Origin of the sequence: Sulfitobacter sp. 1A13353, from assembly GCF_043557255.1 — a bacterium.
GTDB classification, from domain to species: Bacteria; Pseudomonadota; Alphaproteobacteria; order Rhodobacterales; family Rhodobacteraceae; genus Sulfitobacter; species Sulfitobacter faviae.
The window spans coordinates 1-23,339 of record NZ_JBIFFS010000009.1 but is presented as its reverse complement, the minus strand read 5'-3'; the positions used below and the strand labels follow the sequence as shown (position 1 = coordinate 23,339).

Genomic DNA, 23,339 nt, shown 5'->3' with positions numbered 1-23,339 from the left:
TTACCGTATCACCCCAATTGTCGATACCATTTGAGGGAGGAGCCGCGAAAATGTCGGGAAAACCACTGAAACAAACGCTCCGCCCCGGCAGCCGCCTGTCGGGCTTTTGGCTCTCGCTTTGCTCTCCTACGGTGACAGAGATTGCGGCGGGCAGCGGGATCGACTGGTTGTTGTTGGATATGGAGCATGCGCCCAACGACCTGAGCCAAATTACCGACCATCTGCGCGCGGCAGGCAGTGCCAATCCCGATGCGCAGATGATTGTGCGCATGCCATCCTCGGACCAAACGATGACCAAGCGGCTGCTGGATATCGGCGTGCGCAATCTGATGTTCCCGATGATCCAAACCGCCGAGGCCGCCCGCCAAGCCGTATCATGGACCCGCTACCCGCCCGAAGGGCTGCGCGGCATCTCGGCCACGATCCGCGCCAATGATTACGCGCGGCAAACCGATTACCTCAGCACCTATGCAGAGGCGCAATGCGTGATCGTGCAGGTCGAAACCCCCGAAGCGGTGGCCGAAATCCCCGCCATTGCCGGCGTGCCGGGGGTCGATGCGATCTTTATCGGGCCGGGGGATCTCTCCTCCGCGATGGGCCATACCGGCAACCCGATGCACCCCGATGTTCAAGAGAAGATCCGCGAGGCGGTCGAGGCCATCCATGCCGCCGGGCTGCCTGCGGGCATCCTCGGCTATGGTGCCGATCTTGCGCAACGGTACTTTGATGAGGGTATCGAATTCGTCGCCATCGCGGGCGACGCCTGGCTGCTCACGCGGCAGATGGATGCGCTGGTGCAGACCATGGCGCGGCCCTCCCCCACATTGACACAGCAAACCCATAAGGATTGATCATGACCGCGGACAGCAAGAGATTTCACCCCCACGGCAAGCATCTGATCGCCGGCGAATGGGTCGGCGGCGGAGAGACCTTCGCCAATTCCCCCGCCACCGGCGAAAGCGACCAATTCCAAAGCGGCACCCCGGCCCATGTCGACCGGGCCTGCCAAGCGGCGGAGGAGGCCTTTTGGTCCTACGCCTATGCCAGCCGCGAGACCCGCGCCGCCTTCCTCGACACCATCGCAGACGAGATGGAGGCCCGTGCCGAGACCATTACCGAGATCGGCACCCGCGAATCCGGCCTGCCCGAAGCCCGCCTTCAGGGCGAGCGTGGGCGGACAACCGGGCAGCTTCGCCTCTTTGCAGATCACATCCGCAAAGGCGCGCATCTGGACCGGCGCGTCGACGGCGCCCTGCCCGAACGCCAGCCGATGCCGCGCCCGGATATCCGCATGATCCAGCGCCCCATCGGACCGGTCGCGGTCTTCGGCGCGTCGAACTTCCCGCTGGCCTTCTCCACCGCGGGCGGCGACACCGCCGCGGCGCTGGCGGCGGGCTGTCCGGTCGTGGTCAAGGGCCACTCCGCCCACCCCGGCACGGGGGAGATTGTGGCCGAAGCGATCCACGCGGCGATCCAGAAATGCGACATCCACCCCGGCGTCTTCTCCCTGATCCACGCCAATAGCCGCGAGGTGGGGCAGACGCTGGTGCAGCATCCGCTGATCAAGGCCGTGGGCTTTACCGGATCGCTCGGTGGAGGCCGCGCGCTGTTCGATCTCTGCGCCCAACGCCCCGAACCAATCCCTTTCTTTGGCGAATTGGGGTCGGTGAACCCTATGTTCGTTCTGGCCGATGCCGCCCGCAATCGCGGCGCGGAAATCGGCGCAGGCTGGGCCGGGTCGCTGACCATGGGCGCGGGGCAGTTCTGCACCAACCCCGGCATCGCGGTCGTGGCCAAGGGGGCCGAAGGCGACGCATTCGTCGCCGCCGCGAAAGAGGCGCTTGAGCAGGTCGGCCCGCAGGTCATGCTGACCGACGGCATCGCCCAAGCCTACCGCGACGGCAAGGAACGTTTCACCGGGCGCAACGCCGTCCGCGCGCTGGTCAGCAACGACAGCGAAGGCCGCGCCGCCCAGCCGAACCTGTTTGAAACCGACGCCGATACCTACCTGCAAGACCACGCGCTTGGGGAGGAGGTCTTTGGCCCCTTGGGTCTGGTGCTGCGGGTGTCCTCGGGCGATGAGATGCAAGAGCTTGCCAAGGGGTTCGAGGGACAATTGACCGTGACGCTCCAGATGGACGAGGGCGACACCGACGCCGCCAAGGCGCTGATGCCGATCCTGGAACGGAAAGCGGGCCGGGTACTTGTGAACGGCTTCCCCACCGGGGTCGAGGTTTGTGACGCCATGGTGCATGGCGGCCCCTACCCCGCATCCACCAACTTCGGCGCGACTTCCGTCGGCACCATGGCGATCCGCCGCTTCCTGCGGCCCGTGTCCTACCAAAACCTGCCCGAGGCGCTATTGCCCGAAGACCTGCGCGGGGCTTCGGCATGAGCGGCGGGTTGATCGGCCCCGTCGCCGTGCTCGACGCGATGCCGCAGGACATGCAAGACAAGGTGCGCGGCTATGCCGAAGGGCTCGACCTGCGCTTTGCGGCCTCCTTCTCGGAAGAAGCCTTTGCCGAAGCGGTAAAGGGGGCGGCCTATATCGTCCCACGCGGGCGGGGGCTTCCGGCCGAGGTCTTGCGGGGGGCAGATAGCGTGCGCCTCGTGCATCAATGGGGCACCGGGTATGACAAAATCCCCTTGGATGTCGCGCGCGAGATGGGTGTGCCGGTCGCGCGCAGCCCCGGGGTCAACGCGCCCACCATCGCCGATCTGACCATCGGCATGATGATCGCCGCGCTGCGCCGCATCCCGCTGCATTACAACAACACCCGCGCGGGCAAATGGATCGTGCCCGAGATCGTCCCCGGGGCGCGGGATCTCAGCAGTCAGAAGGTCGGGCTGATCGGCTTTGGCGCCATCGGGCAGCTTGTCGCGAAACGGCTGACGGGCTTTGACTGCGAGGTGCTCTACTACCGCCGCTCGGGGGAAGCTGAAGGCACCAGCGCACGCTATGCCGAACGCGATGAGATCCTTGAGACCTGCGATATCGTCAGCCTGCATATGCCGCTGACCGATGCGTCACACCACACCATCGGGGCGGATGAACTGGCGCGGATGAAATCGGATGCGCTTTTGGTGAACACCGGGCGCGGCGGGCTGATCGACGAGGCGGCCCTGATCGACACGTTGACCCACAAGCGCATCGCCGGGGCGGCATTGGATGTCTTTACCCAAGAACCGGTGGAGCCGGACAACCCGCTGCTGCGTCTCGATAATGTCCTGCCGCTGCCGCATATCGGCGGCCATAGTGAGGACAACCTCAAACGCATGGTCGGCCATTGGGCGGGCAACATCCGCGCCTTCCACGAAGGGCGCGGCATCGACGAGGCCTGCCTCGTGACCTGAAGGCTGCCCCGGCCTGACCTCTCAGGCCGGGGCGCGGCTTAACCCTCTAGCGGCACGGGCATCAGGATCTTATTGGTCTGGCTCACCAAATACCCCGCCTCGGCGCTTTTCTTGAGATAGGCCTGCCACTCAGGGTCCGCCGCCATCTGCGCCCGGCGTGCGGCACGGTCGGCGGCGTCCTTATAGGCCCAGATATGCACGAAGGAATTCACGTCCCCCGTCTCGACCTGCGCATAGATCACCGGCTCACCTAGGATGCGGCGCTGCGCCGGGAAGCCGAATTCGGCATAGAGCGCGAGGTGTTTCTTGATCGTGCCGGGGCGGCAGCAATAGGTGCGGTGGTCGTAGATCATGGGGTGGTCTTTCTGCTTGCTTGGGTCATGCGATACCGGCGTGGTCGGTGATCCGGGCCCGCGCCTGCAAAAGGTGATAGGCCATCGACACGCCTGCGACTTCGCTGTCGCCCGCGCGGATCGCTTCGAGGATTTCCCGATGTTCGCTGATCACCACGTCGATCCGGGCTTGGGAGCCTTGGCGGGTCAGCTTTTGCGCCACATCGATCCCCTGTTCGATCGAACCGCGGGCGCAGTCGAGCATTTGCACGAAAACCTCATTGCCCGAAGCCGCCGCGATGGCGCGGTGGAATTGGTAGTCGGCATCAAAGGACGGATCGCGCGCCTGCATCGATGCCTCCAGCGTTTGCAAGGCTGCCTCGATCCGGGCGATGTCTTTGGGGCTGGCACGCTGCGCGGCCATGCGGGCGGTGGCCTTTTCGATCGTGATCCGCGCTTCCATCGCGCGCATCAGCCCGGCGACGGAACCCGCCGTGGCATATTCGATCAGCTTTTCCGAAGGCCGCCGCCTGACGAAGGTGCCCACGCCGCGCCGCGCTTCGACCAGACCGTCCTCTTGCAGCTTGCGCAGCGCCTCACGCACCACGGGCCGCGACACGCCAAAGGCGGTGGCGATCTGGTTTTCCGAAGGCAGCTTTTCCCCCTGCACCAGCTTGTTCGACACGATCTGCTCAAGAACCTGCCCGTAGAGCTGGTCGGCCAAGGTCTGGCGTTTCTTGATCTTCAGTTTCGGTGCTGTCACCGGCTACCCTCCCGCCGCGGCGCGGCGCATCATATTGGCCAGCCGCAGCGCCGATGTTGCAGCCCCATAGCCGTTGTCGATGTTCACCACCGTCACCCCCGGCGCGCAGCTGGCGAGTACCGAATCAAGCGCGACCCTCCCGCCGCGGGCGACACCATAGCCCACGGAGGTCGGCACACCAATGACCACCCCCGGCACCAGCCCGGCCACGACCGAGGGCAGCGCCGCGTCCATCCCGGCAAAGACGATCACCACATCCATCTCGCGCAGCAACTCTTCCCGCGCGAGCAGACGCCACAGCCCGGCGACGCCCACGTCCGAAACCTCGGTCGCCGCCATTCCGCCATAGGCCAGCGTGCGCCGCGCTTCGGCCATAGGGGCGTAATCAGAGGTGCCCGCACTGACGAGGGCGATGCGCGGGGTGCTGGCCAAGGGCCCGATCTCTCCCAAAATGGCGGTGCGCGAGGCGGTGCAGTAATCGACCCGTTGCGCCAAGTCGGCGGGCAGCGCGGCGAATTGCTCTGCCGTCAGCCGGGTCAGCAACAGCCGCCGTTCCTCTGCCGCTGCATCGCCGATGATGGCGGCGATCTGCGCCACGGATTTATGCTCGCAAAGCACGGCCTCTTCGATGCCGATACGCCCCCCGCGGCCCCGATCAAAGGTCACGTCTGGATGCCCGTCGGGGCCGGCCTTAGTGATGGACAAATGCACTTCCTCTTGAATAGGCCCGCAGATCGACCGCGCGCCCGTCATCCGTGGCCTGCCGAACCTGCGTTAATATCGCTGCACGTTTCTGGGCGGAGAGGTCTTCATAAACAAGCGGATCAAGCTCGACCACCCAGCCCCCGCGCAGGCGTCGGCAGCGCAGGGTGATATTGCCCATGACCTCACGCAGCAGGGTCTCTACCCGGTCGATCACCACCAGATCCGCAGGCTCCACCCGCAGACCGGTCTCGATCCGGCTGGCCAAACAGGGGGCGGCTGGCAGTTCCGCCAGATCCCCCAGCCCGAGCGCGCGGGCCAAGGCGCGCACATCCGACTTGGACATCTGCGCCTCGACGAAAGGGTGCAGCACGCCGTGTTCCGCCGCGGCTTGCAGGCCGGGACGGTAGTCCGTCAGATCATCGGTATTGGTGCCCGCCGCCACCAGCGGCCCCATGCGCGCCAAAGTGCCATAGAGGTTCGACTTGCAGAAATAACAGCGATTGACCGGGTTCGCGCGATAGGCGGGATCGGCGAACTCCCCCGCGTCGACCAGCTTCAGCGGCAGGTCCCAAGTGGTGGCGAAATCCTTCACCCGCGCGGTCGCCGCCGCCGGAACGGCGGGTGAAACCGCATGGCAAAGCGTCACGCCCGCCGCGCCGCGCACCTTGGCCGCGGCAGCCGAGAGCGTCAGGCTGTCGATCCCCCCGCTGAGCGCGATGGTCAGTGAGGGGGGCCGCGCGAGGGCGGCATGGAGGGCGGCAGGAATGGTCACTCTGCCAGCCCGTCCTCGGTCTTGAGTTGTGCCAAAAGCCGCCCGCTCGACATCTGGAGGTGGTCGCGCATCCGCTGGCGGGCGCGCTCTGCGTCACCCTCGGCGATAGAGGCGGCGATGTCGTAGTGCTCCTGTATCGCGTCACGGCTTTCGCCGCCGCGTTTCAGCGCTTGCAGCCGCCCGGCCAGCATCGTCTCGCGCAGGCTGGCGACGAGGTAGTTGAACAGGCTAAGGTAATAGCTGTTCCCCGTCGCCTCGCAAACCGCGCGGTGAAAATCGAGGTCTGCAGTGACCCCTGCCGCCACTGCCGGGCCACCGATCTTGTTGCTTTGATCATAAGCGGCGGCGGCACGCTCAATCTCTGCGCGGGCCTCGGGGGTGGCGCGGGCGGCGGCGATGGCAGCGGCTTCGATCTCAAGCCCCATGCGCAGCTCTAGGATCTGTTCGAGCTTGCGCTGGCTTTCCATGTCACGTTCAGGGATAGCAAAGCCCTGGCGGGGCCGGTCGCTGGCGACAAAGGCCCCCCGGCCCTGACGGCTCGACAACATACCTTCGGCCTTGAGGCGCGACACCGCCTCGCGGATCACCGTGCGGCTCACATCGAAATCGCTGGCCAATGTGGTTTCGGAGGGCAGCACATCGCCCACGTTCCACACACCGTTCACCACATTGTGGCGCAGCACCTCGGTCACCTGATCGCTCAGCGTGGCACCATCGACGAGGGGCGCGGTCGCCTGAAGATTTGCAGCCATAATAACAACTTCCTTTCGCCGATTGAACCACCTGTATGACAAGCTGTCAATAATCAGAAGGTAGGGCCATTCCCAGCATTACAACCAGAATACAACATTACAAGTAAGATGAAATCCCCGTAAATTTGTATTTTTAATTGACAGGCTAGAGATTCCCCCGCAGTCTGCGGATCACGGCAAGAGGATGTCAGGGGGGAGCCCGGAACCCATCCAGTAGCTGCCGACACACAGTCAAAACTCGGGAGGAGTTTCTATGTCACCCATCTTCAAATCGATCCGTCGCACCACAGCGGCCACCATCCTTTTCGCCGTCGCAGGCGCCGCCGCCCATGCGCAGAGCTTTGTCATGGCGACCGGCCAGCAGGGCGGGTCGTGGTATCCGGTGGGCGGCGCGATCAAGGCGATTGTAGAGCGTGAGAACCCCGACATGGACATTACTGTCACGCCGGGCGCGGGCGTGTCGAATGTGGTCGGCGTGGATGCGGGCCGCTTCGGCATCGCCTTCGCCAACTCGATCTCGACCGTGGACAGCCTTTCGGGCAAAGAGCCGTTCCGCAAGGCCACGACCAATGTCTGCAACCTTGGCATTCTTTATCCGCAGTATTTCCAGATCGTCGCGCTTGAAGATTCGGGCATCAAGACAATCGCCGACATGAAGGGCAAACGCCTGACCACGCAGCAGCTTGGCAACACCGGCGAATTCCTGACGCGCGAGCTTTTGTCGACTGCCGACATGACCTTTGACGACCTCGACAGCGTCGCCAACACGTCCTACTCCGACTCCGCCTCGCAGATGAAAGACGGTCAGGCCGATTTCTTCACACTGGGGTCGTCCCTGCCAACCGGCTCGGTGATGGATCTGGCATCCTCGCGCAAAATCCGCCTGATCGACGTGGATGAAGAGACCTTTGCCCACTTCAAAGACAAGAACGCCGCCTTCCAGCGCCGCGAAGTCAAGGCGGGCGCCTACCCCGGTTTCGATGAGACCGTGCATGCGATCAGCTATGACACCCATATGGTCGCGCCCTGCGACTATGACGGTGAGATCGTCAAATCCGTGCTCGCCGCGATTGCCGACAACAACGACAGCTTCGCCGCGATCAGCAAATCCATGGCGAACCTGACGGTTGAGGAAATGGCCACCGACATCGGCGTGCCCTTCCACCCCGCCGCGAAAGAGTTCTACGCAGAGCGTGGCGTCTCGGGGATGTAATTCCCTTCCGACACGAAACGGGTCGGTCGGAGCCAAGCGCTTCGTCCGGCCCACATCCATAAGGTCCCTGCGCCCCGTGCATTCCGCGCGCTGACACACAGAGGCCGCCTTCCACTCTAGACGAGAGAACCCCCATGCAACTGTCGATCTTTCTGGACAAGATGCCCCTGATTACCCGCATAGCAAGGCTGATCCTGATCGGCATGGCTGTGTGGCATCTCTATGTCGCCTTCGTCGGCCCGCCCAACCCCTATATTATGCGCGGCGTACACGTCGCTCTGGCGCTTCTGCTGATTTTCTTGACGGTGAACCGCAAGGGTCTGCGCAATGATGTGCCCAGTTGGTATGATGTGGTCATCGGGCTTTTCGCGGCGGGTGCTGCGCTCTATCCTTCCTTTAACCTTAATTACATCACGCAGCGCTTCCTCTACGTCGATCCGCTAATGCCGATGGACATCGTGGTGGGGATCACGCTTGTGGCTCTGCTATTGGAAGCCACGCGCCGGATGCTGGGGCCGATGCTGCCGATCACGGCACTTTTGTTCCTCGGCTACGGCCTCGCCTTCACCTCGACCCTGCCCTCGGTGATCCTTGAGCAGTTGTTCATGACGCCCGAAGGCATCTTCGGCATCCCGATCGCGGTTTCCGCGACCTATATGGTGCTTTTCATCCTCTTCGGTTCCTTGGTCGAGCGGATGGGCGTGGGCCAGCTCTTCATGGATTTCGCGGTGGCGCTTACGGGGCGGCAGGTCGGCGGTCCGGCCAAGGTGGCCTGTGTGACCTCGGGCCTCTTCGGGTCGGTGTCCGGCTCTGCCGTGGCCAATGTGATGACGACGGGCACCTTCTCTATCCCGCTGATGAAACGCATGGGATTTAAACCCGCCTTCTCCGGCGCGGTCGAAGCCGTGGCCTCGACCGGGGGGCAGATTATGCCGCCCGTCATGGGGGCTGCGGCCTTTGTCATGGCCGAATACCTCGGCGTCGGATACCTCACGGTTGCGAAATACGCGCTGGCGCCCGCGATCCTGTTCTATGTGGCCCTTTTCGCCGCGGTCCATTTCGAGGCCAAGCGCAAGGGCATCGGGTCGGTCCCGAAAGAGGATCAAGTACCGCTGAAAACCGTGCTGCTTGAACGCGGCCACCTGTTCCTGCCGCTGACGATCATCGTGGGCGTGCTGATGCTGGGCTATTCGGCCCCCTATGCGGCGCTTTGCGGTATCGTCTCGGTCGTGCCCGTCGCGGCGCTGCGCAAGACGACACGGCATTACGTCACCGTCGACAACATCCTCGAAGCGCTCGAAGGCGGCGCACGCAACGTGCTGGCGATTGCCGCAGCCTGTGCCTGTGCGGGCATCGTCGTCGGCGTGATCGACATCACCGGCCTTGGCCTGACCTTCTCGAACTTCGTGATCGAAGCGGCCCAAGACACGCTGGTCATCGCGCTCTTCCTGTCGATGATTGCGGGCATCATCCTTGGCATGGGGATGCCGACCACACCGGCCTATATCGTGCAGGTCGCCCTGCTGGTGCCGGCACTGGTGAAACTGGGCGTGCAGGTCGAAGCGGCGCATCTCTTCGTGTTCTACTTCGCCATCCTGTCGGCCATCACACCCCCCGTCGCCATGGCGGTCTATGCGGCCAACACCCTGTCCCACGCCAAAATCGTGGAGGCGAGCTGGGCCGCGGTGAAACTCGGGGCCACCGGCTTTATCGTGCCCTTCATGTTCGTCTATGAACCGGCGATCCTGATGCAGGGTTCGGCCACCCAGATCACCTTGGTCCTGTTGCAGGCCACCATTGGCGTCATCTTGCTGGCCGCCGCCCTGCAACGCTACTACTTTGGCAGACTGTCCAACGTGCTGTCGGTGGTGCTTTTCGCGGCGTCGCTCTTGCTGATCTATCCCGATCTGCGGCTCACCGCCTCGGGGCTGGTCATCGCGGGCGTTATCCTGGCCTTCCAAAAGGCCAGGAACCCCAGCCCCGAGAGCCAAGCGGCCACACATACTTAACTCTTTGAACGAACGAAACGGAGCCTTCTCCATGCTGCAAAAAACTTCCCTCAAGGCGCGGACCGGCGGACAGGTCCTTGTGGATCAGCTTTTGATCCACGGCGCCGACACCGCCTATTGCGTGCCCGGCGAAAGCTACCTTGAGGTGCTGGACGCGCTGCATGACGTGCAGGACCGTTTCAACCTGATCAACGCGCGGCACGAAGCCGGGGCCGCGAATATGGCCGAGACCTATGGCAAGCTCACCGGCAAGCCCGGCATCTGCATGGTCACCCGCGGCCCCGGCGCCTGCCACGCGGCCATCGGGGTGCATATCGCGCAGCAAGACAGCACGCCGATGATCCTGCTCGTGGGACAGATCGCCCGGGACACGACCGACCGCGAAGCCTTCCAGGAGGTCGATTACCGCGCCATGTTCGGCCCCATCGCCAAATGGGCCACCCAGATCGATGACCCGGCGCGGGTGCCGGAATATATGGCCCGCGCCTTCCGCGTGGCGACCTCGGGCCGCCCCGGCCCGGTGGTGATCTCCCTGCCCGAAGACATGCTGACCGAGGTGGTTTCCGTGGCCGATGCGCGGCCCTATACGGCCACCCATGCCGGCCTGTCGCCCGATAGCCTCGATATGCTCAAGACCGAGATCGCGCAGGCCGAACGGCCCCTCCTGCTGCTCGGCGGCTCCGGCTGGTCGGATGAGAGTGCGGCGGCCATCACCCGCTTTGCCGAAGCCAACAAGATCCCCGTTACCACCTCTTTCCGGCGGCAGGACATCGTGAACAACCTCTCGCCGGTCTATGCAGGCGATTTCGGCACCTCTACCGCGCCCAGCCTCTACGCACATCAACGTGAGGCGGATTTGCTCATTGTGATCGGTGCGCGTTTGGGTGAGATGACGACCAAGACCTATACCACCATGCAATCGCCCAACCCCGAGACCCGTCTGGTGCATCTCTATCCCGAGGCGGATGAGATTGGCCGCGTCTATTCGCCGGATTTGGGCATTGCGGCAGCGCCCGTCGCTGTGGCCGCTGCCTTGGACGGCGTCGATCTGGGCCGGGCAGAGGCATGGGGCGATTGGTGCGACAAGCTGCATGCCGACTACCTCACCGATACCGAAGCGCCCAATGGCGGGGAATGGGATCTCGACATGGGGGTGGCCCTTGCGCAACTGCGCGATGAGCTGCCCAACGACGTGGTGGTCACGCTCGACGCGGGCAACCACACCGGCTGGGCGCAGCGGTTCCTGCGCTTTGGGCGTCCGGGCCGAATCGTCGGCTCCACCTGTGGCGCGATGGGCTATTCCGTGCCTGCTGCCGTGGCCGCGTCGATTGCAGACCCTGAACGGCTGACGCTCTCCTTCGTCGGTGATGGCGGCTTTATGATGAGCGGCAACGAACTCGCCACCGCCGCGCAATATGGCGGGCGGCCCATCGTGTTGCTGTTCAACAACGGCATCTACGGCACCATCCGCATGCATCAGGAACGCGACCACCCCGAACGCATCTCGGGCACCACCTTGCAGAACCAAGACTTCGTGAAGATGGCCGAAGGTCTGGGCGCCCATGCCGAACGGGTGACCAAGACCGAGGATTTCGCCGCCGCCTTCACCCGCGCCCGCGAGAGTGGACGTCCCGCGCTGATCGAACTGGTAACCGACCCCGAGCAGATCTCGACCCGCACCACGATCAGCAAGCTGCGCGCGGCGGCCCAGAAAAAAGTCGACGCCGACCAGCGCTGAAGGATGACCCAGATGACGACCCTGACCGCGCCGCGCCGCGCAGATGATACGGACGCGCAAGACCACGCCGCCTTGCTCGATGCGCTGCGCGATGCCATCGGCCCTGCCCATGTGGTGACCGACGCCAAGGATTTCGACGCGCGGCTGATCGAAGACCGCGGGCTGCGGCGCGGCACGGCGCTGGCGCTGATCCGCCCCGGTTCAACCGAGGAGGTCGCTGCCTGCATGCGTCTGTGCCACGCAGCCGAAGTGCCGGTCACACCGCAAGGCGGCAACACCGGTCTTGCAGGCGGCGGCGTGCCCGATGGCGGCATTATCCTCACATCAGACCGGCTGAACCGTATCCGCGCGATCGATCCGACCAATGCCACGATGACGGTTGAGGCAGGCTGCATCCTCGCCAATATCCAAGCTGCGGCAGATGAGGTCGATGCGCTCTTCCCGCTCTCGCTCGCCTCTGAAGGGTCCTGCCAGATCGGCGGCAACCTTTCGACCAACGCGGGCGGGACGGCGGTGCTGCGCTATGGCAATACCCGTGACCTCGTGCTGGGGATCGAAGCGGTGCTGCCAGATGGCCGGGTGCTGAATGACCTGAACGGCCTGCGGAAAAACAACACCGGTTTTGACCTCAAACACCTCTTTATCGGCGCCGAAGGCACGCTTGGCATCATCACGGCGGCGGTGATCAAACTCTTTCCCAAACCCACCGCCCGGGCCACCGCGCTGGTGGCCTGCACCGGCCCCGATCCGGCGCTCGCGCTCTATGCGCGGATGCGCGGCCAGACCGCTGACACGCTTTCGACATTCGAGTATATCGACCGGCTGGGCCTGCAAATGGTGATCGACCACGCGCCCGGCTGTAGCGATCCGATGGCCGAGGCGCATCCCGCCTATTGCCTGATCGAACTCACCGGCAATGGCGCGCCGACAGACCTCGACGCCCGGCTGGAAACCGCATTGGAAGCGGCTTTCGAGGCGGAGGAGATCATCGACGCCGTGATCGGCGCCTCGGAGGCGCAGAAAGACGCGCTTTGGGCGCTGCGAGAGAACCTGTCAGAGGCCCAGAAACCCGAAGGCGCGTCGATCAAACATGACGTTTCGGTCCCGGTGTCGCGCGTGGCGGATTTCATCCGCGAGGCGACCCAAGCCTGTATGGATCACATGCCCGGGCTGCGCCCTTGCCCCTTTGGCCATTTCGGCGACGGCAACCTGCATTTCAACCTGTCGCGCCCGGTGGATATGGCGGATGCGGCGTTCCTTGCCGAATACGGGGCCTTCAACCGGATCGTGCATGATATCGTGCACCAGATGGGCGGCTCTTTCTCGGCGGAACATGGCATCGGCACCTTCAAACGCGCCGAGCTGCGCCGGTATAAGGACCCGGTCGCGCTGGAGTTAATGGCGCAGATTAAGGCCACCCTCGACCCGGGCCATTTGATGAACCCGGGCAAGGTGCTTTGACCATTTAACCGCGCCCCGCGAAGGGCATTTTAGTAGCCATCACGGTGACGAACATGGCGTTGGAGTCGAGCGACAGCTTCGCCATATATGACAGCGTTTCGGCCACGTCGTTCACATCCATGCGCGGCTCGGACATGCGGCTGCCGTTGGGTTGCAGAATGCCCTCCTTCATCCGCTCGGTCATCTCGCTCGCCGCGTTGCCGATGTCGATCTGCCCGCAGGCGATGTCATGCGCCCGCCCGTCGAGCGACAGCGCGCGGGTCAACCCGGTGATCGCGTGTTTCGTCGCCGTATAGGGCACCGACAGAGGGCGCGGCACATGAGCGCTGATTGAACCGTTGTTGATGATCCGCCCGCCCTTGGGGCTCTGCCGTTTCATCAGGGCGAAAGCCGCGCGGGCGCAGAGGAATGACCCGGTCAGATTGGTCGCGACGATGTCGTTCCACTCCGCCACGCTTAAGCCGTCTACCTCAACTGCCGAGCCATTGCGCCCGGCATTGTTGAACAGCAAATCCAGCCGCCCAAAGGTCGTCTCCACCCGCTCGAAAAGCGCATCGACCTCCGCCTCGATCCCAACATCGGCGGCCACGGCGATATGCCCCTGCCCGTCGAGCGTCGCGCAGGCCGCGTCGATCTTATCCTGCTGCCGCCCCGTCAGCACGAGGGTGAAACCGTCCTTCGCCAAACGCTGCGCACAGGCAAGGCCCACCCCGCTTCCGGCCCCTGTTATCAGAGCAATCTTTTGATCCATCTTCTCATTCCATCCCTGTCATCGCCCTCCGGGCCGTTGTGTGGAATCTAATATATATGATCGCGCAAGAATAGGTTTTTTCGCTATTTTCTGGTTTGGCGCCTCGTTCAACTTGGCTGTCTCACATTCGCGCGAGCGCACTAGACGACCGGTCTATTATTCCTTAGATGCCCCGGTATGACAGAGGCAAAGAAATCGGATCAGACGCGGCAACGCATTTTGGACATAGGGCGCAGCCTCGTGTTGCGGCACGGGTTCTCTGGCGTTGGCCTGTCGCGCATTCTGAGCGAAAGCGGCGTGCCCAAGGGCTCGTTCTACTATTACTTCGCGTCGAAAGAGGCTTTTGGCACCACGATGTTGGCAGATTACGTCGAGGCCTATCTCGACCGTGTCGATGCGCTGATCGCGGCCCCGGGAACGGCAGGCGATAAGCTCGACAGTTTCTGGGATGCATGGCTCAGCCAATCCAGCGCCCCGGGGATCGCCAGCGCCTGTTTGGTGGTGAAACTCGGATCCGAAGTTGCCGACCTGTCGGAAACGATGCGCGAAACGCTCGATCAGGGTGTCGATGCTTTGGTCGCCCGGATTGCCCAATTGCTGCGCCAAGGCGCAGAGGATGGGACCGTCCGGGTGCTCGAAGACCCCGAGACCACAGCCCGCATGCTCTATGCCAAATGGCTCGGCGCTGCGGTGCTGGCCAAACTGGCACGCAGCGATGCGCCCCTGCGCATGGCGCGCGCTGAAACCTCTGCCCAACTCTCCCTCACCGGGGGCCAATTCCCAACCTGAAAGGAAACAGCATGTTCGCTGCCATCCACGACACATTCGGCGAGCCCGCCGAGGTTCTGACCACCCGCGAAACCGACAAGCCCGCGCCCGCCGCAGGCGAAGCGCTGCTGCGCATGGTGCTCTCGCCCATCCACAACCACGACCTTTGGACCGTGCGCGGTAACTATGGCTACAAGCCCGAACTGCCCGGCGCCATCGGCGGCTCCGAAGCGCTTGGCATCGTCGAGGCCGTGGGCGAAGGCGTTGATGAGGCGCTGATCGGCAAACGCGTCACCGCGGCTGGCTTCCACGGCGCATGGGCCGAGTATTTCACCGCCCCTGCCGCGGGCCTGCTGCCCCTGCCCGAGGCGATCTCGGACGAAGCGGGCGCGCAGTTGATTGCCATGCCCTTCAGCGCCCTGTCTTTGTTGGAGACCCTCAAGGTCGGCGAAGGCGATTGGCTGATCCAAACCGCCGCCAATGGCGCGGTCGGCAAGATCATGGTCGGTCTGGCCAAGGCGCGCGGCGTCAACCTGCTGAACCTCGTCCGCCGCGAAGGCGCCGCCGAAGAGATGCGCGACACCGGCGCGGAACATGTCCTCTCCACCGAAGATGCGGATTGGCAAAGCAAAGCGCGTGAGTTGATCGGCAAAGACGGCGCGGTCTCGGCCATCGATTCCGTCGGCGGCGAGTTGGGCGGCCAACTGGTCGAACTGCTAGGCAAGGACGGTGAGCTGATCGTCTTCGGCACGGCGACGGGCCAGCCGCTCACCATGTCTTCGGGCGAATTGATCATGAAGCACATCACCGTCAAAGGCTTCTGGGGCTCGCGCGTGAGCGGCGAGATGGCGGCTGAGACGCGGGGCCGCCTGATTGGCGAATTGGTGCAACTGGCCGCGAAGGGCCAACTGCCCCTCGACACCGGCGGCATCTACCCGCTGGCCGAGGTGACCGAGGCGATGAAAGCCGCGCTGACCACGGGCCGTGGCGGCAAGGTCATGCTCCGCCCGTGATCGGGATTTGACGACAGCGGCGGCCCTCCCTCCCCGGGGCCGCCGCCCCATGCGCGGAATGCCCAAGTTTCGGACAGCACCGCGATTTGCCGCCCATTTTTCAAGCAAACCCGCCGCGCAGGCGGCTCTGAACCGCCTCGGCGATGACACTCCCCCGTCTCTATGGTGATTAAAAAATCATCAGACTTTACCGGGCGGAGCGTTCCTCATTCTCATCGACAGCAGCATAAACAGCCCCCAAGCGACCCCGGTGCAGCCACGCGCCCTTGGTGCTGCGATGGTCTCGGCCAAGGCTGCGCGGGGCGGGTCGACAATCGGCGAATTGCGCCAGTCGGGCGCGATGAAGCTGCTCTTCCCCCGCCCCGATCCCGCGCTGTTGCAGACCATCGTCATCAATACCGCAGGCGGCATCACCGGCGGCGATAGTTTTACCCTGAACGCCCGCGCCGAGGCGCAAGCGGCGCTCAGCCTCACCACGCAGGCCGCCGAACGCGCCTATCGCGCGCAACCGGGGCAAGTGGCGGCGCTGCGCAACACCCTTACCGTCGACTCCGGCGCGACGCTGCATTGGCTGCCGCAAGAGTCCATTCTCTACGACGGATGCGCCCTGCGGCGGCATCTGACGGTCGACCTGGCGCAAGACGCCTCTCTCCTGCTGGTGGAGCCGCTGGTCTTTGGCCGCGCCGCTATGGGTGAAGCGCTGCGTCATGCTTATTTCCGCGACCGGATCGAGGTCAACCGCGCGGGCCAGCCGCTTTTTCACGATGCGATGACACTCAGCGGCGATGTCACCGCCCATCTGGCGGCCCCTCATATCGCGGCGGGGGCCGGTGCCCTTGCCACGCTGATCTATGTGGCCCCCGATGCCGAAGCGCGGCTGCCCCGGCTCCGCGCCCAATTGCCCAACAGCGCCGGGGCCAGCCTCATCGGTCCTGACCTGCTGGTCGCCCGGATCCTCGCCGCAGATAGTTTCGACCTTCGCCAATCGCTCGTCCCGATCTTGGGCGCGTTGAGCGGTGACACCCTTCCCCGATCATGGATGACCTGACGTGCAACTGACCCCGCGAGAAAAAGACAAACTGCTGATCTCCATGGCCGCCGAGGTCGCCCGCAAGCGCCTTGCGCGGGGGGTCAAGCTGAACCACCCCGAGGCCATCGCCCTCATCACCGACACCGTGGTCGAAGGCGCGCGGGATGGCCGCAGCGTGGCCGATCTGATGCAGGCGGGCGCCCATGTCATCACCCGCGACGACTGTATGGAGGGGGTGGCCGAGATGATCTCCGAGGTGCAGGTCGAAGCCACTTTTCCCGACGGGACCAAATTGGTCACCGTGCACAACCCCATCAGATAGGATATCCCATGCCGCGTTTTTCCCCCCTTCTTGCCCTGCCGCTTATGTCGCTCGCCATGGCGGCCTTCGCCCATAGCGCGCCGCTCCCCCACAGCCATGGCGGAGAGGGCGACGGATCGCTCGCCGTCTACCTGATCGCCGCCGCGGCCTTTGCGCTGTCGGGGGGGATCCTCGTCCTGCGGCGTCTGAAGACCGCCAAAGCATGATCCCGGGAGAGATCATTCCGGCGGAGGGCCTGTTGACCCTCAATGCCGACAGCACGGCGATCACGCTGATGGTCGCCAATACCGGCGACCGCCCGGTGCAGGTCGGCAGCCACTACCATTTTGCCGAGAGCAACCCCGCGCTTGAGTTCGACCGCGCCGCCGCGCGGGGCCTGCGCCTCGACATCGCGGCGGGGACTGCGGTGCGTTTCGAGCCCGGCCAACGGCGCGAGGTCGCGCTCATCCCGATCGACGGGGCGCGGCGGGTCTTTGGCTTTAACAGCGCGGTGATGGGAGACCTCTGATGCCTGCACAGATCAAACGCGGTGACTATGCCGCCATGTTCGGCCCCACGGTGGGCGACCGGGTGCGGCTGGCCGATACGGACCTTATTATCGAAGTCGAACGTGACCTGACCACCGGCGAGGGCCGGGCCTATGGCGAAGAGGTCAAGTTCGGCGGCGGCAAGGTGATCCGCGACGGCATGGGCCAGTCGCAGGTCACCCGCGCGGGCGGGGCCGTCGACACGGTCATCACCAATGCGCTGATCGTCGATCATACCGGCATCTACAAGGCTGATGTCGGCCTGAAAGACGGGCGCATTGCCAAGATTGGCAAGGCAGGCAACCCCGACACGCAGCCGGGGGTCGATATCATCATCGGGCCGGGGACCGAGGTGATCGCGGGCGAGGGGCGCATCCTCACCGCCGGGGGGTTTGATAGCCATATCCATTTCATCTGCCCGCAACAGATCGAAGACGCGCTGCATTCGGGGCTGACCACCATGCTCGGCGGCGGCACTGGCCCTGCGCATGGCACTTTGGCCACCACCTGCACGCCGGGCGGCTGGCATATCGGGCGCATGATGCAGGCCGCCGACGCCTTTCCGATGAACCTTGCCTTCGCGGGGAAAGGCAACGCCTCGCAACCCGCAGCACTGGAAGAGCAGATCAACGCGGGCGCCTGCGCGCTGAAACTGCATGAGGATTGGGGCACCACCCCGGCGGCCATCGACTGCTGCCTTGGCGTGGCCGATGCGATGGACGTGCAGGTGATGATCCACACCGACACGCTGAACGAAAGCGGCTTTGTCGAACATACCGTAAAAGCCATGAAAGGCCGCACGATCCATGCCTTCCACACCGAAGGCGCGGGCGGGGGCCATGCGCCAGATATCATCAAGATCTGCGGCGAAGAGCATGTGCTGCCCTCCTCGACCAACCCCACGCGGCCCTTCACGGTCAACACGTTGGAAGAGCATCTGGATATGCTCATGGTGTGTCACCACCTCGACAAATCGATCCCCGAGGATGTGGCCTTTGCCGAAAGCCGCATCCGGCGAGAGACCATCGCCGCCGAAGACATCCTGCATGACATGGGGGCGTTCTCGATCATCGCCTCCGACAGTCAGGCCATGGGCCGGGTCGGAGAGGTCTTGATCCGCACATGGCAGACCGCTAACAAGATGAAAAAGCAGCGCGGGCGGCTGCCCGAGGAAACGGGCGACAACGACAATTTCCGTGTGCGCCGCTACATTGCGAAATACACCATCAACCCCGCCATCGCTCATGGCATCTCGACCCATATCGGCAGCATCGAAGAGGGCAAGCGCGCCGATCTGGTGCTCTGGAACCCCGCCTTTTTCGGGGTGAAGCCCGAGATGGTCTTGCTCGGCGGCAGCATCGTCTGCGCGCAGATGGGCGACCCCAACGCCTCGATCCCCACGCCGCAGCCGGTCTATTCGCGGCCCATGTTCGGCGCCTATGGCCGGGCGGTGGAAAATTCCGCCGTGGTCTTTGTCAGCGAAGCGGCGGAGGCCGCGGGAGTGGGCGGCAGCCTCGGCCTTGCCAAACAGACGCTTGCGGTGCGCAACACCCGTAAGATCGGCAAGCGCGATCTGAAGTTGAACGACGCGCTGCCTGAGGTCGAAGTCAACCCCGAGACCTATGAGGTGCGCGCGGATGGTGAATTGCTGACCTGTGAACCCGCCTCTGTGCTGCCGATGGCGCAGCGCTATTTCCTGTTTTGAAGAGACCGAGATGACCCCAATCCTTTGCCAAGAGATGCGCCGCGCCGGAGCGTGGTCCGATGCCAGTGATCGGGTCGAGCTGACCTATGACGGGCGCTTTCTGCGCCGCAAGGTGCTGACCACGGCGGACGGGCTGACGTTTCTGGTCGATCTGGCGCAGACCACCTCGCTCGACCACGGCGATGCTTTCGTGCTGGCCGACGGGCGTCTGGTCGAAGTTGTGGCTGCCGACGAAGCCCTGCTGGAGGTGACCGGCCCCGACCTGCCGCGCATCGCGTGGCACATCGGCAACCGCCACACCCCCTGTCAAATCGACGCCGACCGGCTGGTGATCCAGCGCGATCATGTGATCGCCAAGATGCTCGGCCAGATCGGTGCCACCGCGCGAGAGATCACCGGCCCCTTCCGCCCCGAAGGCGGTGCCTATGGCCATGGGCGCACCCATGGGCATGACCACGGCCATGTCCACCACGCTGTTCACAATCACGACCACCCGCATGACCATGCGCATGGCTGACACCCTACAGGCCGACGCGCTTCTGACCTTGGTGCAGTTGCTGTCGCCCTCCTACCCGGTGGGGGCCTTCGCCTATAGCCATGGGTTGGAATGGGCGGTGCAGAACGGGGATGTGACGGACCAAGAAACGTTGGACGGCTGGCTGCGCACGGTGTTGCGGCACGGGTCGGGTCAGGCGGATGCGCTGTTCCTCGCAGCCGCGTACCGCGCCAACGACCCATCGGAGATCGACGCGCAGGCCCGCGCCTTTGCCGCCTCTGCCGAGCGGTTGAAAGAGACCGTGCTACAGGGCGAAGCCTTTGCCCGCACCAGCGCCGCGATCTGGCAGCAGGACATGCCGCCGCTTTGCTATCCCGTGGCCGTCGGACGCGCCGCACGGCTGCAAGGGCTGCCGCTGCGCCAAACGCTTGAGATGTTCTTGCACGCCTTCACCACCAACCTCGCCACCGCGGGCATGCGCCTTATCCCCTTGGGGCAGACCGAGGGGCAGATCGTCATCCGCGACCTTGCGCCGCTCTGTCTTGAGATCGCCGCAGCGGCAGAGGACGGCACGCTCGACGATCTCTCCTCCACCGCCTTTCTCAGCGACATCGCTGCGATGAAACACGAAACCCAATATTCAAGGATTTTCCGCACATGAAACGCAACAACGGCCCTTTGCGCGTCGGCATCGGCGGCCCGGTGGGCGCGGGCAAGACCACTCTGACCGCCGCGCTCAGCCGCGCGCTGCGTGATCGGCTGTCGATCGGCGTGATCACCAATGACATCTACACCCAAGAGGATGCCGAGGCGCTGATGCGCATGCAGGTGCTGCCCCAAGACCGGATCATCGGGGTCGAGACCGGCGGCTGCCCGCATACGGCAATTCGCGAGGATGCCTCGATCAACCTTGCCGCCGTGGCGGAGATGGTTTCGCGGCACCCGGATGTGGAAGTGGTCTTGATCGAAAGCGGCGGCGACAACCTGTCGGCCACCTTCAGCCCTGAACTGGCGGATGTGACGCTCTATGTGATCGATGTGGCGGCGGGGGAGGAGATCCCCCGCAAGGGCGGTCCGGCGATCACCAAGTCCGACATTCTGGTCATCAACAAGACCGACCTTGCCCCCCATGTCGGCGCCTCGCTCAACGTCATGCAGCGCGACAGCGCGCGGATGCGCCCGGACCTGCCGACGGTCTTCTGTGCGTTGAAGTCCGGCGAGGGGATCGACACGCTGCTGGCGCATCTGGCGCAGGTCGGGGGGCTCGACCTCGCCCCAATGGACCCGGTGAGCGCGGCTTAACCGCGATAGACCTCGGCCATCCGGTCGCGGAAGGCGGGCAAAAGGCTGCCATCATAGCCCCGGTGCGGGACGCCATGCCAAAGCGCGTTGAGGATCGCCTCCTCAACCGCTTCGACCGCGGCGATAAAGAAGGCATCCATCCGGTCTTCGTTCAACCGCTCGCCGCTCTGCGTGTCGGCCCCCCCACGGGTGATGCGGTTGGCGGTTGAAAAGGCCAGCGCGATGTCGCCGCTTTGATGGCCGATGTGGCTGCCCAACCGGCCAAGGGCCGCGGCGCTGCGCCGGGCCATGCGGGTCAACTGCCGCGACCCCATCGGCGCGTCGGTCGCCAGTATGACGATGATCGAGCCCTTGTCGGGGGCATCGCCCTGCCCCGGCGGCGGCAGCTGTTGGCCAAAGACCCGCAGCGCGCTTTGCTGGCCGAAGTTCGACAGGACCAGCGCGCCAAGGTCGAAACCCGCGCCGCCCGGCAGGGTGACCTGTCGCGAGGCGGAGCCGAGGCCACCGGCATAGCCAAAGGTCTTCATCCCGCTGCCCGCCCCGACGGTGCCCTGCGCAAACGCTGGCCCGCAAGCCGCAATCGCCGCCTGCGCGTGATCCTCGGTCACCGCCAGCGCCTGAATGTCGTTCACCGTGCCGTCGTTGCATTCCAAAACCAGCGGGTTGACCGTGCAAAGGCCCCGCCCGATCTCGGGGTTTTCTGCAATCGCCCGCCGGATCAGTGCCGTGCTACAGGGGCCGACGCCAAAGGTGTTGGTGAGCAGGATCGGCGTCTCGATCTGACCCAGTTCGGCCAGTTGTATCAGGCCCGCGCTTTTGCCGAAACCGTTCAACACGGCGACGCCCGCAGGCACAGGATTGCGGAAAAGATCACCTTCATGCGGCAGAACCGCCGTCACCCCGGAGCAAAGCCCCTCCCCGCGTAGGTCTTGGCTGCCCACGCGCACCCCCGCGACATCGCAGATGGTATTTTGTGGCGCCGTGGGCAGGGTCCACCAGTTCTTGCTGTCGATCGTATTGCGCATTTTGCCTTCGAGAGTTTGGGGTGCCGTTGGTGCGTCAATCCGCACCGAAAAGATCGCGGGTGAAGACCTTGTCGGGGACATCTGCCAGATCTGGGTGATTGCGGTTGGCCACGATCACATCCACGCGCGTCTTGAACGCCTCTAGATCGCGGGTGACTTCGGATCCGAAGAAGCGTTCCTCTTGCAATACGGGCTCATAAACGATCACCTCGATGCCCTTGGCCTTGAGCCGCTTCATGATGCCTTGGACCGAGCTTTGCCGGAAATTGTCCGACCCGGCCTTCATCACCAACCGGTAGATGCCCACCCGCTGAGGGCCAAGCGCCAGAATCTGCTCCGAGACGAAATCCTTGCGGGTGCGGTTTGCCTCGACCACGGCGTTGATCAGGTTTTGCGGGACGTCAGAGTAATTGGCCAGCAACTGCTTGGAATCCTTTGGCAAACAGTAACCGCCATAGCCGAAGGACGGGTTATTGTAATGCCCACCGATGCGCGGGTCGAGGCAGACACCGTCAATGATCTGCCGCGTGTCCAACCCATTGGTCAACGCGTAGCTGTCCAACTCATTGAAATAGGCCACCCGCATGGCAAGGAAGGTATTGGCGAAGAGCTTGACCGCCTCTGCCTCGGACGCACCGGTAAAGAGCATGGGAATGTCGTCGTCGATTGCCCCCTCGGCCAGCAATTCCGCAAAGCGCCGGGCCCGCGGGCTGTCTTCGCCGACGACGACGCGCGAGGGGTGGAGGTTGTCGTAGAGCGCGCGGCCCTCGCGCAGGAATTCCGGGCTGAAGATGACTTGGTCGCTGTTCACCTTGGCGGAGAGGCCCGCAGTATAGCCCACCGGGACGGTGGATTTGATGACGATGGTGGCCGTTTTCGTGACCGCCAAGACATCCCGCACCACCGCCTCAACACTGGAGGTGTCGAAGACATTGGTGCGTGGGTCATAGTTGGTCGGCGTGGCGATGAGCACATAATCAGCGTTGCGATATGCCGCCTCGGCATCGGTCGTGGCCCCGAGGGTGAGGGGCTTTTCCGCGAGATATTGCTCGATCTCAGGATCGACGATTGGCGCGCGGCGGGCATTCACCTGCGCCACCCGTTCTGCGTTCAAATCGACCGCCGTCACGTTGTTGTGCTGCGCCAGCAGCACCGCATTCGAAAGCCCGACGTAGCCGATACCGACAACGGCGATCTTGGTCTTGGACATAAGCGTGGGCCTTTCTTGCGCGGCGTGGCGTGATATTAAACTGCGGCTTTCGTTTTGAAAAGGCACCGCCTGACAGGGAGTTAGGGCGGTT

The 23,339-nt window shown here is 64.2% G+C and carries 25 protein-coding genes; 17 read left to right on the top strand and 8 right to left on the bottom strand.

Annotated elements, in window-relative coordinates; genetic code table 11:
- Nucleotides 1-50 precede the first annotated feature (50 nt).
- Genes ACGYLO_RS19350 through ACGYLO_RS19340 form a run of 3 tightly spaced genes read left to right on the top strand, consistent with a single transcriptional unit; the run spans nucleotide 51 to nucleotide 3,354 of the window.
- Nucleotides 51-851, top strand: a complete 801-nt coding sequence (locus tag ACGYLO_RS19350; protein ID WP_271690334.1) for an HpcH/HpaI aldolase/citrate lyase family protein — start codon at nucleotides 51-53, stop codon at nucleotides 849-851.
- 2 nt (nucleotides 852-853) lie between these two features.
- Nucleotides 854-2,395 carry an aldehyde dehydrogenase (NADP(+)) gene (locus ACGYLO_RS19345; protein ID WP_271690333.1) on the top strand — a complete coding sequence of 514 codons (1,542 nt, stop codon included), beginning with the start codon at nucleotides 854-856 and terminating at the stop codon, nucleotides 2,393-2,395.
- On the top strand, nucleotides 2,392-3,354 hold the full coding sequence (locus ACGYLO_RS19340) for a 2-hydroxyacid dehydrogenase (RefSeq protein ID WP_271690332.1): 963 nt from the start codon (nucleotides 2,392-2,394) through the stop codon (nucleotides 3,352-3,354). The genes ACGYLO_RS19345 and ACGYLO_RS19340 overlap by 4 nt, the downstream gene beginning before the upstream one ends.
- A 38-nt stretch (nucleotides 3,355-3,392) precedes the next feature.
- Here ACGYLO_RS19340 and ACGYLO_RS19335 read toward each other — a convergent pair whose 3' ends face one another.
- The 5 genes from ACGYLO_RS19335 to ACGYLO_RS19315 are packed head-to-tail and all read right to left on the bottom strand — an operon-like array spanning nucleotide 3,393 to nucleotide 6,678.
- Nucleotides 3,393-3,707, bottom strand: a complete 315-nt coding sequence (locus tag ACGYLO_RS19335; RefSeq protein ID WP_271690331.1) for an NIPSNAP family protein — start codon at nucleotides 3,705-3,707, stop codon at nucleotides 3,393-3,395.
- A gap of 25 nt (nucleotides 3,708-3,732) precedes the next feature.
- Complete coding sequence (locus ACGYLO_RS19330) at nucleotides 3,733-4,449, bottom strand: FadR/GntR family transcriptional regulator (protein WP_209219268.1); 717 nt, start codon at nucleotides 4,447-4,449, stop codon at nucleotides 3,733-3,735.
- A 3-nt stretch (nucleotides 4,450-4,452) separates the two neighbouring features.
- Nucleotides 4,453-5,154, bottom strand: coding sequence for a nickel pincer cofactor biosynthesis protein LarB (gene larB / locus ACGYLO_RS19325; protein WP_276154486.1), 702 nt, complete (start codon nucleotides 5,152-5,154; stop codon nucleotides 4,453-4,455).
- Nucleotides 5,141-5,926 (bottom strand): adenine nucleotide alpha hydrolase, encoded by a 786-nt coding sequence (locus tag ACGYLO_RS19320; protein WP_271690330.1) that lies wholly within the window; start codon nucleotides 5,924-5,926, stop codon nucleotides 5,141-5,143. Before ACGYLO_RS19320 ends, larB begins: the two co-directional genes overlap by 14 nt.
- Nucleotides 5,923-6,678 (bottom strand): FadR/GntR family transcriptional regulator, encoded by a 756-nt coding sequence (locus tag ACGYLO_RS19315; protein ID WP_073037919.1) that lies wholly within the window; start codon nucleotides 6,676-6,678, stop codon nucleotides 5,923-5,925. The genes ACGYLO_RS19320 and ACGYLO_RS19315 overlap by 4 nt, the downstream gene beginning before the upstream one ends.
- 253 nt (nucleotides 6,679-6,931) lie before the next feature.
- On the opposite strand from ACGYLO_RS19315, the gene ACGYLO_RS19310 reads away from it, so the two are divergent.
- The 4 genes from ACGYLO_RS19310 (at nucleotide 6,932) to ACGYLO_RS19295 (ending at nucleotide 13,099) form a co-directional block, all read left to right on the top strand.
- Nucleotides 6,932-7,891: a TAXI family TRAP transporter solute-binding subunit gene (locus ACGYLO_RS19310; RefSeq protein WP_271690329.1), complete on the top strand. Its 960-nt coding sequence runs from the start codon at nucleotides 6,932-6,934 to the stop codon at nucleotides 7,889-7,891.
- Between the two features lie 134 nt (nucleotides 7,892-8,025).
- Entirely contained in the window at nucleotides 8,026-9,900 is a 1,875-nt protein-coding gene (locus tag ACGYLO_RS19305) for a TRAP transporter permease (protein ID WP_271690328.1), read from the top strand.
- A 31-nt stretch (nucleotides 9,901-9,931) separates the two neighbouring features.
- The gene (locus ACGYLO_RS19300) at nucleotides 9,932-11,638 is read left to right on the top strand and encodes a thiamine pyrophosphate-binding protein (RefSeq protein WP_271690327.1); all 1,707 of its coding nucleotides are present in this window, start codon (nucleotides 9,932-9,934) and stop codon (nucleotides 11,636-11,638) included.
- 12 nt (nucleotides 11,639-11,650) lie between these two features.
- Entirely contained in the window at nucleotides 11,651-13,099 is a 1,449-nt protein-coding gene (locus ACGYLO_RS19295; RefSeq protein WP_271690326.1) for an FAD-binding oxidoreductase, read from the top strand.
- Between the two features lie 4 nt (nucleotides 13,100-13,103).
- On the opposite strand, the gene ACGYLO_RS19290 is transcribed toward ACGYLO_RS19295, so the two are convergent.
- Entirely contained in the window at nucleotides 13,104-13,850 is a 747-nt protein-coding gene (locus tag ACGYLO_RS19290) for an SDR family oxidoreductase (RefSeq protein ID WP_271690325.1), read from the bottom strand.
- 177 nt (nucleotides 13,851-14,027) lie between these two features.
- Between ACGYLO_RS19290 and ACGYLO_RS19285 the strand changes: the two genes are divergently transcribed.
- The 10 genes from ACGYLO_RS19285 (at nucleotide 14,028) to ureG (ending at nucleotide 21,013) form a co-directional block, all read left to right on the top strand.
- Nucleotides 14,028-14,639: a TetR/AcrR family transcriptional regulator gene (locus ACGYLO_RS19285; protein ID WP_271690324.1), complete on the top strand. Its 612-nt coding sequence runs from the start codon at nucleotides 14,028-14,030 to the stop codon at nucleotides 14,637-14,639.
- 11 nt (nucleotides 14,640-14,650) lie between these two features.
- Entirely contained in the window at nucleotides 14,651-15,631 is a 981-nt protein-coding gene (locus ACGYLO_RS19280; RefSeq protein ID WP_271690323.1) for a zinc-binding dehydrogenase, read from the top strand.
- A gap of 250 nt (nucleotides 15,632-15,881) precedes the next feature.
- A complete protein-coding gene (locus tag ACGYLO_RS19275) occupies nucleotides 15,882-16,679 on the top strand; it encodes an urease accessory protein UreD (protein ID WP_331618884.1) in 798 nt (265 codons plus the stop codon).
- A 1-nt stretch (nucleotide 16,680) separates the two neighbouring features.
- Nucleotides 16,681-16,983, top strand: a complete 303-nt coding sequence (locus ACGYLO_RS19270; RefSeq protein ID WP_271690322.1) for an urease subunit gamma — start codon at nucleotides 16,681-16,683, stop codon at nucleotides 16,981-16,983.
- 8 nt (nucleotides 16,984-16,991) lie between these two features.
- On the top strand, nucleotides 16,992-17,189 hold the full coding sequence (locus ACGYLO_RS19265; RefSeq protein ID WP_271690321.1) for a hypothetical protein: 198 nt from the start codon (nucleotides 16,992-16,994) through the stop codon (nucleotides 17,187-17,189).
- Nucleotides 17,186-17,491, top strand: coding sequence for an urease subunit beta (locus ACGYLO_RS19260; protein WP_271690320.1), 306 nt, complete (start codon nucleotides 17,186-17,188; stop codon nucleotides 17,489-17,491). The genes ACGYLO_RS19265 and ACGYLO_RS19260 overlap by 4 nt, the downstream gene beginning before the upstream one ends.
- Nucleotides 17,491-19,215, top strand: a complete 1,725-nt coding sequence (gene ureC, locus ACGYLO_RS19255) for an urease subunit alpha (protein ID WP_271690319.1) — start codon at nucleotides 17,491-17,493, stop codon at nucleotides 19,213-19,215. Before ACGYLO_RS19260 ends, ureC begins: the two co-directional genes overlap by 1 nt.
- 10 nt (nucleotides 19,216-19,225) lie before the next feature.
- Nucleotides 19,226-19,732 (top strand): urease accessory protein UreE, encoded by a 507-nt coding sequence (gene ureE, locus ACGYLO_RS19250; RefSeq protein WP_271690318.1) that lies wholly within the window; start codon nucleotides 19,226-19,228, stop codon nucleotides 19,730-19,732.
- Nucleotides 19,725-20,372 carry an urease accessory protein UreF gene (locus tag ACGYLO_RS19245; protein WP_271690344.1) on the top strand — a complete coding sequence of 216 codons (648 nt, stop codon included), beginning with the start codon at nucleotides 19,725-19,727 and terminating at the stop codon, nucleotides 20,370-20,372. Before ureE ends, ACGYLO_RS19245 begins: the two co-directional genes overlap by 8 nt.
- Entirely contained in the window at nucleotides 20,369-21,013 is a 645-nt protein-coding gene (gene ureG / locus ACGYLO_RS19240) for an urease accessory protein UreG (protein ID WP_271690317.1), read from the top strand. The genes ACGYLO_RS19245 and ureG overlap by 4 nt, the downstream gene beginning before the upstream one ends.
- Here the strand turns inward: ureG and ACGYLO_RS19235 are convergent.
- Together ACGYLO_RS19235 and ACGYLO_RS19230 are read right to left on the bottom strand one after the other, a co-directional pair.
- Nucleotides 21,010-22,038 (bottom strand): P1 family peptidase, encoded by a 1,029-nt coding sequence (locus ACGYLO_RS19235; RefSeq protein WP_271690316.1) that lies wholly within the window; start codon nucleotides 22,036-22,038, stop codon nucleotides 21,010-21,012. The two genes, ureG and ACGYLO_RS19235, sit on opposite strands and share 4 nt — an antisense overlap.
- A gap of 34 nt (nucleotides 22,039-22,072) precedes the next feature.
- Nucleotides 22,073-23,248, bottom strand: coding sequence for a nucleotide sugar dehydrogenase (locus tag ACGYLO_RS19230; protein ID WP_276154485.1), 1,176 nt, complete (start codon nucleotides 23,246-23,248; stop codon nucleotides 22,073-22,075).
- Between the last annotated feature and the right edge of the window lie 91 nt (nucleotides 23,249-23,339).

Coding starts and splice junctions, on each gene's coding strand:
- ACGYLO_RS19350 (WP_271690334.1), top strand. CDS start 51: ATGTCGGGAAAACCACTGAAACAAACGCTCCGCCCCGGCAGCCGCCTG.
- ACGYLO_RS19345 (WP_271690333.1), top strand. CDS start 854: ATGACCGCGGACAGCAAGAGATTTCACCCCCACGGCAAGCATCTGATC.
- ACGYLO_RS19340 (WP_271690332.1), top strand. CDS start 2,392: ATGAGCGGCGGGTTGATCGGCCCCGTCGCCGTGCTCGACGCGATGCCG.
- ACGYLO_RS19335 (WP_271690331.1), bottom strand. CDS start 3,707: ATGATCTACGACCACCGCACCTATTGCTGCCGCCCCGGCACGATCAAG.
- ACGYLO_RS19315 (WP_073037919.1), bottom strand. CDS start 6,678: ATGGCTGCAAATCTTCAGGCGACCGCGCCCCTCGTCGATGGTGCCACG.
- ACGYLO_RS19310 (WP_271690329.1), top strand. CDS start 6,932: ATGTCACCCATCTTCAAATCGATCCGTCGCACCACAGCGGCCACCATC.
- ACGYLO_RS19305 (WP_271690328.1), top strand. CDS start 8,026: ATGCAACTGTCGATCTTTCTGGACAAGATGCCCCTGATTACCCGCATA.
- ACGYLO_RS19300 (WP_271690327.1), top strand. CDS start 9,932: ATGCTGCAAAAAACTTCCCTCAAGGCGCGGACCGGCGGACAGGTCCTT.
- ACGYLO_RS19295 (WP_271690326.1), top strand. CDS start 11,651: ATGACGACCCTGACCGCGCCGCGCCGCGCAGATGATACGGACGCGCAA.
- ACGYLO_RS19290 (WP_271690325.1), bottom strand. CDS start 13,850: ATGGATCAAAAGATTGCTCTGATAACAGGGGCCGGAAGCGGGGTGGGC.
- ACGYLO_RS19285 (WP_271690324.1), top strand. CDS start 14,028: ATGACAGAGGCAAAGAAATCGGATCAGACGCGGCAACGCATTTTGGAC.
- ACGYLO_RS19280 (WP_271690323.1), top strand. CDS start 14,651: ATGTTCGCTGCCATCCACGACACATTCGGCGAGCCCGCCGAGGTTCTG.
- ACGYLO_RS19265 (WP_271690321.1), top strand. CDS start 16,992: ATGCCGCGTTTTTCCCCCCTTCTTGCCCTGCCGCTTATGTCGCTCGCC.
- ACGYLO_RS19260 (WP_271690320.1), top strand. CDS start 17,186: ATGATCCCGGGAGAGATCATTCCGGCGGAGGGCCTGTTGACCCTCAAT.
- ureC (WP_271690319.1), top strand. CDS start 17,491: ATGCCTGCACAGATCAAACGCGGTGACTATGCCGCCATGTTCGGCCCC.
- ureE (WP_271690318.1), top strand. CDS start 19,226: ATGACCCCAATCCTTTGCCAAGAGATGCGCCGCGCCGGAGCGTGGTCC.
- ACGYLO_RS19245 (WP_271690344.1), top strand. CDS start 19,725: ATGGCTGACACCCTACAGGCCGACGCGCTTCTGACCTTGGTGCAGTTG.
- ureG (WP_271690317.1), top strand. CDS start 20,369: ATGAAACGCAACAACGGCCCTTTGCGCGTCGGCATCGGCGGCCCGGTG.
- ACGYLO_RS19235 (WP_271690316.1), bottom strand. CDS start 22,038: ATGCGCAATACGATCGACAGCAAGAACTGGTGGACCCTGCCCACGGCG.
- ACGYLO_RS19230 (WP_276154485.1), bottom strand. CDS start 23,248: ATGTCCAAGACCAAGATCGCCGTTGTCGGTATCGGCTACGTCGGGCTT.